The following is a 17,543-nucleotide window of genomic DNA, read 5'->3' as shown; positions in this document are numbered from 1 at the left end:
TTACTTCTTCCCGTAGCAGGCACAAACTTAGGCAAAATCCCAGCCAAGGCCGGTTTCCGCCTTATTGTCACTAATTAACTTGATATTCTACTGTCCCGATGGCGTCAAGATCCTCCAGAAGCTGCCTATTCAGGCGGATTCTAAGCTTTCTGGAAGGTAAATCCACCGCCAGATTGTCCACCGGGTCGCTGACCTGGATCTTCACCTGGCAATTGCCCGGACTGGCGGACAGGACGTCCGAGAGGCGGTCAATCAACCCTTCCGACAAGACACTCAAAGGCAGTTTGAGTGTAAAGGATTTTGCCATTTTATCGCTTACGTCGGACAGGTACTGCATCATATACGGGCGAACTTCATACTGATCGGGTGCATTGAACCGGTTCTGGACTTTGGCCCTGATGAAGACGAATGATTCCTGTGCCAGGTAGTCTTTCATCTTCATGTAGTCCTCTCCGAACAAGACCATTTGAACCCCGCCGGTATAATCCTCAACAGTGAACGAGCCGAATGGTTTTCCATTCTTGCTGATACGGTGATTCACTTCCGTCAGAATTCCCGCAATGGAAACTTCCCGGTTCTTCAACTCCTCCAGGTTCGCCAGTTGTTCGATGCGATGACTGCAAAAGCTGCGGATCTCGAACCGGTATTCGTCGAGGGGATGGCCGCTGATGTAGAATCCGATTACTTCTTTTTCCTTCCGCAACTTCTCCAGGTTATTCCAAAACTCCCCTTCCGGAATCACGGGCAATGCGATGGTCTCTTCATGATCGTCTCCGAAAAGGCTATTCTGCATGGAACCTTGTTTGTTCTGCAAGGCGCTACCGAAACGTATCGCCTTCTCGATGCCGTTGGCGTTGTCTTTGGGATCGATCGCGAAATAGCGTGATCGCTCGATCGATCCAAGGCTGTCCAGCGCACCGGCCTGCACAAGGCTCTCCAGGCATTTCTTGTTCATCGCCTTGCTGCTGACACGTTTGGTAAGATCGAAAATGCTTTCGTAGGGCCCCTCTTTGGTTCGTTCGTCAATGATGGAGATCACCGCGTTCTCCCCAACCCCTTTCACCGCACCCAATCCGAATCGAATCTGTCCTTGTTGGTTGACACTGAAATCATAGAGCGATTCGTTCACGTCGGGCCCGAGAACCGGAATACCCATCCGCCGGCATTCTTCCATGAAGAAGGTGATCTTATCGATCGTTCCGAGGTTGTGCGTCAGTACCGAAGCCATGTATTCGGCCGGGTAATGCGCTTTGAGGTAGGCCGTTTGGAACGCTACGAACGCGTAGCAGGTGGAGTGTGATTTATTGAACGCATAGGAAGCGAACGCTTCCCAGTCGGTCCAGATCTTCTCGCAGACCTCCGGATCATGTCCGTTGGCTTTGCAACCGTCCATGAACTTCGACTTCATCTTGTCGAGTACGTCCTTCTGCTTCTTGCCCATCGCCTTCCGCAGCGTATCCGCGTCGCCCTTGGTGAATCCGGCCAGTTTTTGCGACAGCAGCATGACCTGCTCCTGATAGACGGTGATCCCGTAAGACTCCTGAAGGTATTCTTCCATCGCCGGCAGGTCGTAGGCAACCGCCTCCCGGCCGTGTTTACGTGCGATAAAGTTGGGGATGTATTCCAGCGGGCCCGGACGGTAGAGGGCGTTCATGGCGATGAGGTCCTCGAACTTGTCGGGGCGCAACTCCTTGAGGTATTTCTGCATGCCGGCGGATTCGAACTGGAACGTTCCGTTTGTTTCGCCGCGTTGGTAGAGTTCAAACGTCTTGGTATCGTCGAGCGGGATGGCGTCAATATCGATCTTGACACCGTGATTCTGCTCAATGAGACGCAACGCATCACGAATGATCGTCAGCGTTTTCAGCCCAAGGAAGTCCATCTTGATGACGCCGGCATCCTCAATGACTTTGCCATCAAACTGGGTGATGAGCAATTCCGTATCCTTCGAGGTGGCGACCGGGATGATCTCGGTGAGATCCTTCGGCGCTATGATGATACCAGCGGCATGGATGCCGGTATTCCGGACCGACCCTTCCAGTCGGAGGGCCTCTCGCAGCACCTCAGCATGCAGGTCTTTTCCATTATATATCTCACGCAGGCGCTTGACCTGTTCCAGATCATCGCTGCTGAGGTTCTCCTTTTCGCGAAGGCTTTTTTCTCCATCGAGTGGGGCCTCGAGTACCCGCTGGAGTTCGATGCCGGGCCGCTCCGGCACCAGCTTGGCCAGGGCATTGGATTCGGGCAATGGCAGATCCAGGACACGCGCCACGTCCTTGATGCTCATCTTGGCGGCCATGGTGCCGTAGGTGACGATCTGGGCCACCTGGTTTCGTCCGTACTTCGTCACGACATAGTCGATCACTTTCTGACGGCCTACATCGTCGAAGTCGGTATCGATATCGGGCATGCTCTTGCGATCCGGATTCAGGAATCGCTCGAACAGCAGGTTGTACTTGATCGGATCAATATTCGTAATGCCGATGCAATACGCCACGGCAGAACCGGCGGCCGATCCGCGGCCTGGTCCGACGAAAACGCCGAGGTCGCGGCCAGCCTTGATGAAATCCGCAACGATCAGGAAGTAGCCCGCGAAGCCCATCGTCTTGATCGTAAACAACTCGAAGTTGAGTCGCTCTTCGGTTTCCGGAGCGATGTCGCCATAACGCTTTTTCGCGCCCTCGAAGGTGATGTGCCGCAGGTATTCGTCCTGGTCGGTAAATCCCTTCGGCAATTGGTAGTGCGGAAGCAGAATATCCTGCTTCAGCTTAAGCGTCTCGATTTTGGAGACAATTTCGTTGGTGTTGTCGATCGCCTCCGGCACATCGGAAAAGAGCGTCGACATTTCGTCGGTCGTCTTGAAATAGAACTGGTCGTTGTAGAAAGCGAAGCGTTTTCCTTTCGTAAAAGCATCGTCGTCGCTGAACTCCTTCATCGTCGGAGTCGCCTGCTTCTCCCCGGTATTGATACACAGCAGGATGTCGTGGGCATTGTAATCATCGCGATCGGTATAATGGGAATCGTTCGAGGCGATCACCTTTACACCATACTTGACCGCCCATCGCAACAGCACCTCATTCACTTTGTGCTGTTCGGGAATATCGTGTCGTTGAAGTTCGATGTAATAATCCTCACCGAACAGGTCGAGCCACCACTTGAACTCTTTCTCTCCTTCGGCCTCGCCTTTACGCAGAATGGTGCGCGGCACCAGGGCACCCAGGCAGCAGGTCGTAGCGATCAACCCTTTATGGTACTTCAACACCAACTCCTTGTCGATGCGGGGATATTTACCATACAACCCTTCGATGTAGCCGAGTGAACACAGCTTGACCAGGTTCTTGTACCCTTCCGCGTTCTTCGCCAACAGGAGTTGATGAAAACGCTGGTCGCGGTCGTCTTTGGTAAACTGTTGCTTGTGGCGATTCTCCACCACATAGAATTCGCATCCGACGATCGGCTTGATCGTATCCGGATGTTCTTTCGTGTTGTGTTTGGAAGCCTCCGCGACAAACTTAAAAGCGCCGAACATATTGCCATGATCGGTGATGGCAATGGCAGGCATCTTGTCCTTGACGGCCTTTTTATAGAGGTCGGATATATCGGCAGCCCCGTCCAACAGGGAAAACTGCGTATGGACGTGCAGGTGGGAAAAGTTCGGCATGATGACGGAAAAGGGCCTGCTACCGGCCCAGTCTTGTAAATATACGCAATCCGGCTACCCTCCGGGAAGCGGATTTTTAACTTTTTCAGGATGAAGCCTGAAGGTTATTGACAGCCGTGTACAACTCAGGCCGACAAGAGCTGTTGCCTGCTGTCGAGGGCGTCGCGTAGCCCGTTGGCCACAAAGGTGAAGGCGAGGGTCAGCAAGAGGATGGCAAGGCCCGGTAACACGGCCAGGTAGGCCGTACCGGGAAGAATGATGTAGCCATAGTTCTCCTTGATCATCGCACCCCAGCTTGGCGTAGGTGGTTGTGCGCCGATGCCAAGAAAACTCAGTCCGGCTTCGAGCAGGATCGCGGTAGAGAAATTCGCGGCGGCGACAACGAGCACCGGCCCGGCGATGTTGGGGAGTATATGACGAAAAATGACCCGGGCGTTCTTATAGCCCAATGCTCTCCCCGCCGTTACGAACTCCTGTTCCCGCACGCTGAAGATCTGTCCGCGTACCAGGCGGGCCACATCCACCCACAACGTCAGTCCCACGGCGATAAAGACCTGTGAAAAGCCTTTACCCAGTAGCAAGGTGATCGCAATGACGAGCAGCAAGGTTGGCATCGACCAGGTAACGTTGATGAGCCATAAGATGAACCGGTCGATTCTTCCCCGGAAGAAACCGGCTAAGGAACCCAGGGTCACGCCCACGAGCAGCGCGATGACGACAGCGACGAGACCGACGAAAAAAGTGATACGCGTTCCGGTAAGCAGGCGGCTCAGCATATCGCGACCGTACCGGTCGGTACCAAGTAGAAACGTCCGGCGGGTGACCTGGTGCTCGCTGAATGTCGTTCTCAATTCTTCCGTGGAGGAAGTACGGATGGTACCATAAACATCGCGCGCTGACCACTTGCCATCCGTGTTCACCAACTGATGCGGATCCAGTAAGGGCCATACCGCTTCGGCCAGGAGCACGAACTGCTCCGGGAGCAGGGCATCGGGCGACCATTCATGATAGAAAACCGTATCGGACGCGATGCGCCAATCGGAAACCGCCACCCATTGCATCGAATCCGGGGTTCCGTTCCAGAACTGTTGCCACAGACCCGGGACCATGGCTTCCTGGTTCTTTCTTAACAAGAGAAAATCGGAAGTGAATCCCGGGCGTTGATTCCCGATCGGCAGGCAGATCCGGTTAGCCTCCGGGCTTTCATCGGATCGAATGACAGTGCAGCAAAGAGCTACCAGGATCGCAAGCGCGATGACCGCTAATCCGGACATGGCCGCACCGTTTTTTCGAAAGCGGCGCCAGACTTGCTGACCGGGAGAATCGTATCGCATGGGTTACCGGCCTTTTCGGCCTTTCCAGGTATAGGGAAGAAACACTGCCGCCGCGCCTACCAGGGTGATGTAGAGCGCATAGAACGGTTGAGCGGCTAAAATTAAGCCGAAGGAAACGCGATGACCGAAGTAGTCGGCTCCATCTTTCAACAAGAGGTATTCAGCAAGGACCTTGAGGAAAAAGACCGGCAGCACCACAAAGGCTGCAATGGGCGAGAAAAACATGATGCAGAGCGCAGCCAGGAAGCCGGCATGCGACAACCAGGCGATCAGGGAAATCAGCAAGGTAACGGTGGTCAGTGCAACCGGGATCTTGGATGCCCAGCGATGACGCTGACTAAACGCAGAACCAATACCATCGTCTGCGAAGGTTTCGACGATAGCACCTGTCCCGGATTGAAAGCCGATGCTGCCGGGCCAGCTTCGACTGAATTGCAGCAGGAGGTCCGTGTCATCACCCGACAGCCTCTTCTTGCTCCTGGTGAATCCTCCGCTCTCTGTGAATGCTTGTTTCCGATAAGCCAGGTTGGCTCCGTTACAGAAGAAATTCCTTCCGCGGTAGATGCCGGCAGCACCGATGCATTGAAGACCGATCCACTCAGCGGTTTGCAGTCTGCCCAGGAAATCCGGTGAACCAACCAGGTTGACGGGTCCTGCCAGCATGGTACGACCGGGCGACATACCCTGCGCCATAGTTGTTAACCAGGAAGGGCCAACCCTACAATCCCCGTCGGTGGTGAGGATCCATTCGCCTTTTGCATTTGCTATCGCCATCGCGACAGCCTGCTTTTTTGATCCGCCTTCCTTATCCGGAAGATTCAGCAGACCGCCGCGGTTCGGGTGGGAATGAAAAAAATCAGCCGCAATGGCTGCTGTGCCGTCGGCAGACCCATCATTCACAACGATGAGCTCCCACCGATCGTCCGGATAATCCTGTGCCAACAAGTCGTTCAAAAGATCGGGCAGGTGTTGCGCTTCATTCCGCACCGGTACAATAACAGTGACGAATGGGAATGAAACGGAAGCTGGCTGCTCGACATTGGCTTGTCTCAGGCTCCACCAGGCTTTCCGGACACGACCTAGAAAGATAACATACAGGAAGCTGAAGAGTGTATAAACTCCGAGCACGAGCATCATGTACGCTTCTTCACGAATTTGAAATCAAACACGAACAAGAGGCCGATGAGCGCGGGCAGTACCAGGTTGATGACCCATAGCGCGGATGTCGCGAGCAGTACGCCGCTCACCTGCTCGGTGACCGGCTGAAAGACCCAGGCGGCCAACGCGCCTCGTACACCGAGTTCCGTCAGCGCGATCGAAGGAATGACCGACATGGCCAGGTACGTCAGGGCGATCCGGAGCATCGCGACCCCATACGGTAAGGGGGCACCGAACACGTGCAGGAGCAGGAAGAATTGTCCGGTGAAGATGAAATAACGTAAGGCCGAGAGCAACAAGAGTTCGATCATCTGCGCCTTGGTATAGCGCTCCAGAATCCCGGTGACGCGCAGCCACCTGCCCGAGAAACGCAGTCGCACGAACATTGCCTGCAATACACCGGAATAGATAAACGCAAGCACGAGAAAGCAGGCGCCCACCACGGACAAGATCCGGAAGGAACTCATCAGATAGGATTGGGTCGTAATCAGGTCCTGCACACCATAAGCCAACGCGAAGCCGCCAAAGAAGAGCGTGATGACGAGCTGGCTCACGTTTTCCAATATGGTTGCCAAAACCGCCTGTGGGCGATCGGCTTTCACGAGATGGAAAACGCGACCCGCGTATTCCCCTACTCTATTCGGGGTAAAAAAGCTGACGGAGAGTCCGGAGAAGACCGCTTCCAACGCCTTCAGGAGCGAGACCTGCTCCAATGGGCGCAAGACCCGTTTCCATTTGAACGCCTCGATCGCCCAGTTGATCAGCATGCCGAGCAACACGGCCGAGAGGAGTACCCGGTTGTGCGGCTCACTCCAGGAATCGCGTGCAACAGCTACCAGTGTTGCCAGTCCTTCCCGTCGAACCACTTGCCAGTAAATAAACGTAAAGGCGACAGCGGCGATCAGGAGCTTGAGTATCCAGCCCCAGCGAACGAGTATATTTTCCGTACTTTGTCGCATCCGGTCACGACAATATTACGCAATTTGAATCCGGAAACCCCTGAAGATGGCTACGGTGAAGGAACGAATCATTCTTGGGATCGACCCGGGCACCAACATCATGGGCTACGGTATCATCCGGGTGATCGGGACCAGACCGGAATTGATCACCCTGGGTGTCTTGCGCCTCAAGCGCGATGACGACCATTCCCTACGGCTTAAACAAATATTCGAATATACCCTGGGCCTGATCGACCAACATTTGCCGGATGATCTCGCGATTGAAGCGCCGTTCTTCGGTAAAAACGTGCAGTCCATGTTGAAGTTGGGACGAGCACAGGGCGTAGCGATGGCTGCCGGGCTGTACCGACAAGTTCCGATTACCGAATATTCGCCTAAACGGGTCAAACAATCCATTACAGGGCATGGCAACGCGTCAAAGGAACAGGTAGCCGCCATGCTGAAGACGCTCCTCTCGCTTAACGAAACACACGCGTATCTGGATGCAACGGATGCCGTAGCAGTCGCCCTGTGCCATCATTTCCAAAGCGGAAACAATTCAGCCGGAGCGGCTGGTGCGCACTCCGGCTGGAAATCGTTTCTGTCGGCTAATCCTGACAGGATCGTATCTAAATGATCTTTTCCCGGATGGCAGCGGCGGTCTCCTCCATGACAGCGGGAGGCAGACTGATTTTCGGGTTCGCGAAGTTCATGTCTGAAACCCGCTCCATCGGAATTAGATGAATGTGCGCGTGCGGCACTTCCAAGCCAATCACAGCAATGCCGACCCGCTTGCAGGGCACAGCGGCGCCGACCGCTTTGGCGACGCGCTGCGCAAAGGCCCAGAGGGCGGTGTACTCTTCCGATTGAATATCGAAAATGTAATCGGTCTCCTGTTTCGGAATGACCAGGGTATGCCCTTTCACCAACGGATTGATGTCCAGAAAAGCCAGGAAACGATCATCCTCCGCTACCTTGTAGCAAGGTATTTCGCCGTTGACAATGCGGGTGAAAATGGATGCCATTAGCGGGAGATCTCGAGTACTTCGAACTCCATCTTGCCGGAAGGGACTTCGATCTGGGCGGTGTCGCCGATCTTCTTACCCAACAGGCCTTTGCCGATCGGAGACGTGACGGATATTTTTCCGGCCTTAAGGTCCGCCTCATTTTCCGCAACCAGCGTATAGGTGAGTTCCTGACCGGTCTTCCGGTTCTTGATCCGCACTTTGGTCAATACCATGACCTTGGAAGTATCTAGCTTGCTGTCGTCCAGCAGGCGCGCGCTGGCGATCACTTCTTCCAGTTTGGAAATGCGCAATTCCAAAAGTCCCTGCGCGTCTTTGGCAGCATCATACTCCGCGTTTTCGGAAAGATCTCCCTTTTCGCGTGCTTCGGCGATCTGCTGGGAAATGCGGGGGCGTTCGACGTTCCTGAGCTGGTGCAGCTCTTCCTGTAGTTTCTTCAGGCCGTCGGGTGTGAAATATTGTACGGATGACATAACAGAATCTATTAAGGCATTTAAAGCAGAACAAGACCCCGCTGGTGCGGGGTCTTGTCCGATTATGCAAATATACGGTTTTTTAGAGCGTAAAACGCAAGCCGAAGGTATGCACCCCGTTGAAGGGGTTGGTAGCCCGGAACGCGTAGTCGATACCGAACTTCTTACCCGACTTTCCCATCGGCACATCCACCGTCACACCAGCACAAGGACCGGTGTAAACAGTGGTACGATCGTCGTCGGAGGTGATGCCGTCTTCGTAAACAAAACCACCGCGAATCATGAACATCTCGCGGAAGGCATATTCAAGTCCACCGGCGATCTGGTCACGCGTGAAAGAGTTGGAGGTGAAGCTTGCTGAGGCCGACAACCTGTGATCCTTAGCCAGACTAAAGTCGTAGGTAGCACCCATATTCAGCAAGGAAGGAATTTCAAATCCTTGTGAACGCTGCTCAACAGTGTACTGGTAGGCGCCGGAAGGAGCCGTCAGGCGCACCGACAAACCATCTCCGCCGAATTTCATCGGGGTACCGACGTTTTTCAACGAGATACCGAATTTAATGTTGTCGCGATCTTCATTGGTACCGGTTACATATTGGATACCTGCATCAACTGCGACTCCTCTTGCGCTGACGTTGGCGATATTCTCATTTACGATCTTCAGGTTAAAGCCACCATAGATAGAATTAGAGAACACCTTTGCGTAAGAAAGTCCGATGTTGATGTATTGGGGTCGGTAATTACCAATATTTCCTTCCGGTTGATCCGTGGTAGTGACGGGGATCTCGCCAAAGTCGAAAGAGACAACGGATAAACCAATCACACCTGCTTCTCCTGCTTTTTGCGTCAGTCCAAACGCATTCAAAGCCATTCCACTTCCCTCCAGGTACATGGTATGGGCAAAGATGGCTTCCGTCTTTTTGGTGAACGCGGTTCCTGCAACGTTGAGAAACTGTGCTTCCAAGCCGCGGATGGAGCCTGAGTTGGCTCCGCCCCATCCATTCGAGCGTGCCCAGGGATTGATCAGGAGCTCAGAGGCCCCAGCCTGACCGGCACGGTCTGGATTACCTGCCTGCACGCCCGCCGGTAGCAACAGGGTTGCCAGCATGACACGAAGGAACGGTCCGATATTACGTGTTTTCATAGTGCGTGTTTTTCTGTGTCGGTGCGTGTGAAGTGGGGTCAGAAGGTATCAAGATCAAGCGGGCGCATTACGCCGAACCATTTCACTGTACGTTCTCCAATTCCAGGTGCATCAACATGAATGATGTACATACCGCTCGCAACAGGTATTCCTTTCGTGTTCTTGAGATCCCACTCCAGCGATGTATCAAGGTTCAGATTGGGATAGACAGCACCGGATGTATTATCCGCAGAAACATTGCGGTTAAATTTCCGGACGAGGGTACCCGACGGGGTGAAGATCGAAATGGTACAGCGAGAAGGCAGGTTGGTGATCTTAATTCGATTATCCAACTGATTCTTTTCGTACATGGAGTATGCATAATAGGGGTTTGGCACTACACTCACCAAATCCAGAGCATTCTTGGCAACATCATTTTGATTCACCTTACTGACCAAATCGTTCGTATTGAATTTGTAGTAAGGGAAGAAATTGTTTTCAGTGACATTAGAATCAAACTCAACCTGACGGTAAGGACGTGCAACACGAAGTCTGATTTTTGCCGTATTGGCGAGCCAGGTAGTGCCCGGCGCAGCCATCGGGATGCCCACCCACTGGCAATCGGCCCAGGCCTTCGGGAAGGGACGACCCGGAGTAGCCAGCGGCTGCGTCGTGATCGGCCACAGCAGATCATAGATGTACTGGCAACCATCATAGGCCGGACTCTTGTAAATCGAGTCGTTACCGGTAACACCGTCCGGCAGTTCCACATCGGTATGGCCGAAGACATACACTACGTGACGGCCACCGGCGATGACTTCCAGGCTGTCGTTGACCAGGGTGGTCGTCGGATTGAACTTCATGTCCGCGCCCGTCTGGCCGGCATATCCGCTATCCGGATTGAGGTAGGAATCTTCTCCGAAGGCGATATTCAACCGCTCGCCGGTTTCCACATTGATGGCATAACCGGGGAACCAGGAGAAACCGGAATCGGTCGTGCTGTAGGTTCCATCGAGATTGAGCGAAGGATGCTTGCGAATCAGGTTCTTGTACTGACGGCCTTCCGATTTATTGCGGTCGCCCTGCATTTCGAATACCACGCAACGGCTCCACTTGCTCTTGTCCGGAGTGAAGACGATGTCAACGCCCGGCAGATACTTCAGTTGTGCCTGGTTACGCGCAGCACTGGTGCTGTATCCGGGAGCCGGAGCGATCGCACCGCCGGAAACGTCCGTATTCGTCAAACGATAAGGAGCCCAGGAGCCGTTGAGTACTTTTTCAAAGAAACCGGCACCATCGATGAACTCACCCTGTGAAGTCAGATCCACGCCATCGGTATTTCCGGCGCGAATCCAGTTCAATGCCGTGAAATTATCGATGTCCTGTGCGAATGATAACCAACGGCTATTGGCATCCGAGTAGCTTATCGTCCCTTCTGCGAATCCATTGCCATCGGACGGTGCTTCACCCGGCGACTTCACCTGGTTCATACTAATATAGAAGCCGTAATCCGGGAATAATTGGTCATAGGGGAACTCCAAGGTTTTCTCAGATTCCACTTCCTCGCCGGTCGACACGTTGCGAAGTTTCCATTTGCCACTCGCAGTTACTGTATCCTGAAGGAATAGCACATACTCGCCAGGAGCTACCTTAACCGGATCATAAATTCGAATATCAACCGGACCACGAGCACGTTGATAAATCGGTGAGGGGATGGAAACTTGCGGGTTAGATGAGTTGAAAATGATATTATCGATCTGATCCTGACGAAGATCCATGGTCAAGCGGTCCGATAAAAGATTGTAACCGTTACCGACGCCATTGATCCGTTGGATTTCCGGTCCGTCGCCATAGGAGGTATTGAGCACAAGCCCTTGTGCCTCCGGGGCTGGAATATGTGGAATAGCCGTGAATACCTTCACCGGACCACCATCAGCGCCACGACGTCCCTGGAGATAGGGCTTACCGAGTGCGCTTTCGTAAGGATCGAATACTTCCTGGTCCTTGTTATAGCCGTAGGCAATCGCCATGAAGTAGTACGTCTTATGATTGACCATGTTCGGATCACCGGTGGCAAACGCATCCGTAGTCAGGCGGAAGGAATGCTTCAACCCTTCATCAACGCCTTCGACCTCAACAACCGGAAGGAAGGTGGTAGTTTCCGCCTGCAGATACTGATTCACAATTCTGCCAACACCATTCTTAATATCGCACTGGAATACCAAACGGGCTTTGTCCGCATCGGCAAGATCCGTTACGGAGACCGATGCATCCTTCAATTGATAGACTTTATAGCCTTCGAAGGTGAACTGTGATCCCGGGAATCCATTGTCAATGGCTTTCTTGTCAATTTCCGCGTACAGCTCCCGGTAGTTATTGGAGGAGGTAGGATTGACAAGCGAGAAAATGACTTCCTTGTCCAATTCGCGAATAACCAGATTCGGCGCATCCGGACCATCGAGTACTTTAAAGCAGTTGTTGAACAGGTCCTGAGCGGTGTTGTCGGTGATGCGCAGGAGTTTCACGGATGCCAGGGGACCGCCGGAAGAAGCACGGGCCCAAACAGCACCAGTAGTAATGTAATTGACGGCACCCGGTTGCAGGGTGAATGCACCGGCAGACTGGAGGAAACGACGGTCATCCGGCTGGTTCGGTGTACCGCCCGGAGTCGGTTCGGTTTCCGACCAGGGGAACAACTGACTCAGCGGTGTTCCGTTGGTACCCCAGCCGTTAGGATCCGTATCCCCAGGAAACATGAAGTCACAGGTATCGGCACCGGGAGTCTGGTAACCATTCCCGCCGTAAACTAAGAGTGACCCGTCTTTCCAAATACCACGCAGGTAGTTATAGTATTGTTGAGCATTATTGGGGTTACCAATGTTAGAGTTATCGTTGTTATAATAAACGAACTTCGACATGATGATCTGCTCACCGCCGATCTGATTGGTGTCTGCAGCATCGATCAGGGAGTCGCGGTCGTTGTCAATACCGTCTGTTGGATCCGCCACCGGACCTTCGAAGAAGTCCATACCGATCGCGGGAGGATTGGCACCATAACCCAACGCACCGTCGTCGTCCGCGTCGCCGTTGTAGCAATAACCGAAACCACGGGTGACGTCACAACCGACGTAGTCGTCCACATAGTTGCCCAGATCCGGATCCACCCACGCGCCGAAATATGTTTCGTTCAGTGAGGAGGAAGACCGGTTAATGATCTGGTAACGATAGAAGGTCATGTTGTTGATCTCGTTCGTCGTAGAAAAGGCGAATGCCTGCCCGCGGATCTCAAGCCCAACAGCATATTGTGATTCAGTTTCGGTATGGATATTTCCCACATCGTTGAACACCCACCAGATGGTCTGATCGCCCAATAGCACGTTTCGATCCGAGCAATCCGGTGTTGAGGAATAATCATACTTTGGGTAATCACCGGCCTCCCAGTTATAGAATCCATCGTTATCGCGGTCCACGAATGGTGCTAAATATTGATCTTGCCCCTTGGAAACATCGCCATTTCCGGGCCAAGTCTTGATCATTTCCGAGACCGGGTAACCGGATGCTGTCCCGTTGAGGTCATAGTAATCTTTGAAATCCTTCACTTCCGCTTTGCTGAGCTTCCAGTGTTTATCGTACTGAGAGCATACGTCGGCTGTGGTTGTGGCATCTCTTTTATCCACTGGTCCTGGCCAGAAGTCCGATCCCGACTGACGGTAGGTTTGGGCCGCAACCTTCAGGTTACCGGCCGCGTCTTTACCACCGATCCAGATGGCACCGGCGAACAGGGAGTTCTTTCCTGAACCTTTCGGCACTTCGTACTCGGCATTACCGACGAGGTCCCACCACATATCGCCGTTGATCCAGATGGGCGTACGGACGTTGTTGATATCGAGGTCTGCACGGGACTTGGACGGGGTACAGCCGGCGAAGATCCGGCCGGAACCCGATCCCCCACTCCCGTTGCTCGTGCTCGTCTGACCAACATTCTGCCGGGCCTGTGCGCTGAAAGCTACAGCCAGGAGAATGAGCGTGGTTTTGACAAACTTGTTCATCATGCTATCGCGGATGGATTGTTAACGAATGGAATAATTATGATCAGAAGTTCAACTGAAGACCCAGGCGGATACGACGTGGTAACTGATAATTCCCCGGGTTGTTCTGGGCAATCTCATACAAGTCGATATAGGACTGCGGGTTGACTTTTGAGTCGATGAAGGCTTGCGCGCCGGGTGAGCTGAGATAACCATCGTCGGCGGGATCGCCGGTAGCGGCGTAAACGCCCAGGATATTCTGTGCATCGAGCACGTTCTGTACGAGTAAATAGATGTTGGCGGCTACCGGATTGCGGGCTTCCCCATCCTGCTTCTTACCCATCTTGATCTCGAAGTTCTTATCTACACGGGCGTCAATACGGAACTGCCAGGGCAAACGGGATCCGTTGATTGAGCCGGTCAGCACGGAACGGGAGTTGGCTGTTGAGGTGAAATCAGCCGTCGGCGTGATGTTGGACTGACGTGAATAAGGAGTACCGGAACCTGCACGCAGGATCAGGTTCAGCCCAGCTTCGGCAAGCACCTGACGTCCCCACATCACCGGACCATTGTAATCTTTTCCTCGTCCATAGTGGTAGTCAAAGGTCGCGACGAAGGTATGGCGTTGATCGAAGCTCAAAGGTTGGGGCTGACGCAGGTTGGTCTGTCCCTGCTGTGCTAACACGCCGGCGGAAGTGAAGGGGCTTGATCCGGTACCATCCGCGAACTGCAGGGTGTAGCTGAAGTTCATGCGGACGTTATTCGTACGGCGCAGGTCATACGCGAAGGAAAGGCCTTTGACCGTTCCAAAGTCGATGTTGCCGTAGGTCGAATACGTGATCGGGTAAGCGTACTGAACGTTGATGATCTGGATCTGATCACGCAATTCACGATAGAAGGCGGCGATGGAGAGTGCAGAGCTTCTGCTTAATCGTTGCTCGAAGGTCACTTCGTACTCGACTGTACGCTCCGGTTTCAGATCCGGATTGGAGATAGTACCGGAAATACCGCGTGCCAGTGAGCCATAACTACCCGGATTCAAGCGAAGAAGCGCACTATTCTGGGGTCGCTGCGTCAATACATCGTAATGCGCACGCAGAATCGCCTCGTCTGAAATCGGGAATGAAAACGCGATACGCGGCATTAGGTTAATCTGAGGAGAATAGTCAGTAAACACTTCAGGTCGGAAAATGCTTTGTTGTACGTCAGAATAGTTCTTGACGAAAGGCTGAATTCCGCTTCCTCCGGTTCCATTATCAAGCAAGGGAGAAAGATCGGTTATCGGAGTCCCTTCGGCATTATACCATTGGTCACCATCACGAAAACCGACAATAGCTGTTGGATTCTGAATGTTGTTTACGTACACTGCAAAGTCGGACCCGATATTGCTGGGGATAACCGCATTGGGGATTTTATCCAGCACCGCCGGGTCACCGGCCGTGTAAGTCGGGTACAGCAGATACTTATCCCGAAGCACCTTTTGGTTTGCATCGAAACGATCCACACGCAAACCAACGTTGAAAGTAATATCCTTAAACGTGAATCGATCTTGGATGTAACCGGCAACATAATTCGGCCGGAATGCATCGACCTCGCGCAGGTAGTTGTTCTTGCTGTCTTTCTTGATAAAGTAATCTTCATACGCAGGCTGCCCGGTGAGTTTTTCACCGGTATACGTATAGCCATAGTAGTTGACGAATCCGAAATCAAGCAACTCATCCGGACTGAAAAGGTCCAGCGATAACTGGGAAGGGTCAAGGGCGTCAATTTGAATGGTATCCGTATAAGCTATTCCCAGGTGATCCCGAACCTTTTCAAAAAAACCAGGAGCGACTTGTCCATCCAGATTGGTAGTTGGGCTATAGTTAGCGTTCGGATAAGTAATAAAGGTAATTGGAGTACCGCCCGATGTTGTGGACGTGATAACAGCAGTTGTTGTGTCAAATCCGGTAAGACGGCTATTGGAAAGTTGGCGCATGAGCGACCACAAGTTGCTGGGGTTAACCGACCAACCTCTGTCCGTACGCTGCTCATACTCCATTCCCAAAATAATATTGTGATTATTAATATCCACCGATCCTCGTGCAGTCAGACGGAATTGGGAATTATCAGTTTCTCCATAGAAATTGCGAAGTCGACCAGTGGTACCCCAGAGGCCATAAACAGTCAGCGGATTCCGATTGTCGCCGTTTACCAGGGCGCCACGAAGCAGCAGTGTTCCATATGAGTCCTGGTAACCTGAAGTGCCAAGCGGATCTGTTATATCATAATATTGGGATGTATAGGCCGAGATTTCAGGATTCGCATCTCCGGGTACAAAATCGTATAGGGTGTCGAAATTGGCAATCTGGGTGAAAACCAGACTATCAGACAAGCCCGGTCTTGTAATCGCCTCTCCCTGGTAAAAAGGAACACTGTAGGTGGTAAACTTCCCAACATGACCGTAGCGGAAAAGATCATCCTTCAGGCGATAGTCCTGACTGGTTTGCATATTCCGGGAGTAATCAGCCTGAATTGAATAATACGCACTCTTCAATGCCGAAGAAGCGCCTTCTTTACCTTCCGATACAAATCGCTGGGTGATGCGTCCCCAAGCCCGCCAATTCGTGTTGATGGTTTGTGGATTATTATCATAATCCATGAGTGAATAAATGTCAATAAAATCCCGACTCTTTGAACGCTCCAGGGATCCACCAAATGCAACTGTTACATTCTTTACCGGCTGAAGGTCCAAACGTCCATTGAATCGATAGGCGTCCGCCGCAACATTCGGTCGTGCTTTCACTTTATCCAGACTATCATAGGTCCAATAGTGTGACCGGTGGATGTAGGTAAAACCACTGGGGTCGCGCACCAAGGGGCTGGATTTAGCACTCTCAAGAATATCGTCTTTAACTTTATAAATTGGAATGGCTGAAGGGTCAGGATCCTTGTCATACTGATATTCGGCCGCCAGGAAGAAACCAGCCAACGGTTGTCCGAACTTCTTGCCTGCTGAGTCGCGCTTGGTATAAATCGGTCCTGATACCGAACCGGTGGCAAGGCGATAGCCATAAGCGTCGAGGAATTCGGAGGTTTGAAACTCCACCCCTCCGTTGTAAAATGGCGAAGCACCGCGGGTAGTAATGGCGATCACACCACCGGTAACGTCACCGTATTGGGCTTCCAGTCCTCCGGTTGTTACCGTGATCTGTTCGATACCACGCTGGGGAAGACCGGTACCGCCACGAACGCGCACACCGTCTACGAAGTAGGTCGTTGCATCTTCACGCGCCCCGCGGATATTCAGTCCGCCGCCTTCGTCTTTCTGGTAAACACCGGCGGTTGTAGAGGCAAGCGAGTTGACGTCGCGTGTCGGAGCCGCCTGAATTTCTTCATAGGTAACGGTCTTCTTGGTCGAAGGCGAACCCTTATCAATCAGCGGAACGGTATATTCCGTGATCTCAACTGCTTTCAACTCCACACCCTTCGTCATTTCAAAAGAAACGAAAGCGGCCTTATCGGTCGTGACGAGAACGCCTCGCGTTTCTTTGGCCGTGTAACCGACACAGGTCACCTTGACATCGTACTTCGCAGGGTTCAACGGCTTGATGACATAGTTACCGTCAAAATCCGTCAGTGTCGCCTGGACCTGAACACCGTTGAGCATGGCAGCCACGCTGGCGAACGGAACTCCTTCGGCTCCGCCTTTTTCCGTGACACGACCACGGATCTCTCCGGTCTGCGCATAGCTGACGCCGCAGAGGCAAAGGAGCAATAGAAGGAGTACGTATAGCTTTCGTCCCATAGGATGGATTTGTTAG

Annotated in this window: 10 protein-coding genes; 1 reads left to right on the top strand and 9 read right to left on the bottom strand. The window is 52.8% G+C overall.

Annotated features, from left to right (window positions below):
- Positions 1 to 70: 70 nt before the first annotated feature.
- From dnaE to IPJ96_05240, 4 genes are all read right to left on the bottom strand, one after another.
- Positions 71 to 3,661 (bottom strand): DNA polymerase III subunit alpha, encoded by a 3,591-nt coding sequence (dnaE, locus tag IPJ96_05255; protein MBK7909756.1) that lies wholly within the window; start codon positions 3,659 to 3,661, stop codon positions 71 to 73.
- 125 nt (positions 3,662 to 3,786) lie between these two features.
- A complete protein-coding gene (locus IPJ96_05250; GenBank protein ID MBK7909755.1) occupies positions 3,787 to 4,995 on the bottom strand; it encodes an ABC transporter permease in 1,209 nt (402 codons plus the stop codon).
- 3 nt (positions 4,996 to 4,998) lie between these two features.
- Positions 4,999 to 6,132, bottom strand: coding sequence for a glycosyltransferase (locus tag IPJ96_05245; protein MBK7909754.1), 1,134 nt, complete (start codon positions 6,130 to 6,132; stop codon positions 4,999 to 5,001).
- Positions 6,129 to 7,112 carry a flippase-like domain-containing protein gene (locus tag IPJ96_05240; GenBank protein ID MBK7909753.1) on the bottom strand — a complete coding sequence of 328 codons (984 nt, stop codon included), beginning with the start codon at positions 7,110 to 7,112 and terminating at the stop codon, positions 6,129 to 6,131. Before IPJ96_05240 ends, IPJ96_05245 begins: the two co-directional genes overlap by 4 nt.
- Before the next feature lie 46 nt (positions 7,113 to 7,158).
- On the opposite strand from IPJ96_05240, the gene ruvC reads away from it, so the two are divergent.
- Positions 7,159 to 7,728: a crossover junction endodeoxyribonuclease RuvC gene (ruvC, locus tag IPJ96_05235; protein MBK7909752.1), complete on the top strand. Its 570-nt coding sequence runs from the start codon at positions 7,159 to 7,161 to the stop codon at positions 7,726 to 7,728.
- Here ruvC and IPJ96_05230 read toward each other — a convergent pair.
- The 5 genes from IPJ96_05230 to IPJ96_05210 all read right to left on the bottom strand — a co-directional run bounded on the left by IPJ96_05230 (position 7,721) and on the right by IPJ96_05210 (position 17,527).
- Positions 7,721 to 8,116: an HIT family protein gene (locus IPJ96_05230; protein MBK7909751.1), complete on the bottom strand. Its 396-nt coding sequence runs from the start codon at positions 8,114 to 8,116 to the stop codon at positions 7,721 to 7,723. The two genes, ruvC and IPJ96_05230, sit on opposite strands and share 8 nt — an antisense overlap.
- Positions 8,116 to 8,589: a transcription elongation factor GreA gene (greA, locus tag IPJ96_05225; GenBank protein MBK7909750.1), complete on the bottom strand. Its 474-nt coding sequence runs from the start codon at positions 8,587 to 8,589 to the stop codon at positions 8,116 to 8,118. The genes IPJ96_05230 and greA overlap by 1 nt, the downstream gene beginning before the upstream one ends.
- An 82-nt stretch (positions 8,590 to 8,671) precedes the next feature.
- Complete coding sequence (locus IPJ96_05220) at positions 8,672 to 9,697, bottom strand: PorV/PorQ family protein (protein ID MBK7909749.1); 1,026 nt, start codon at positions 9,695 to 9,697, stop codon at positions 8,672 to 8,674.
- Positions 9,698 to 9,771: 74 nt separating this feature from the next.
- Positions 9,772 to 13,764: a T9SS C-terminal target domain-containing protein gene (locus IPJ96_05215; GenBank protein ID MBK7909748.1), complete on the bottom strand. Its 3,993-nt coding sequence runs from the start codon at positions 13,762 to 13,764 to the stop codon at positions 9,772 to 9,774.
- 40 nt (positions 13,765 to 13,804) lie between these two features.
- The gene (locus IPJ96_05210) at positions 13,805 to 17,527 is read right to left on the bottom strand and encodes a carboxypeptidase regulatory-like domain-containing protein (GenBank protein MBK7909747.1); all 3,723 of its coding nucleotides are present in this window, start codon (positions 17,525 to 17,527) and stop codon (positions 13,805 to 13,807) included.
- Positions 17,528 to 17,543 lie beyond the last annotated feature (16 nt).

Source organism: Bacteroidota bacterium (genome assembly GCA_016713765.1).
Taxonomy (GTDB): Bacteria; Bacteroidota; Bacteroidia; order AKYH767-A; family 2013-40CM-41-45; genus Pollutiaquabacter; species Pollutiaquabacter aromativorans.
This window is presented reverse-complemented; position numbering and strand designations above follow the sequence as displayed.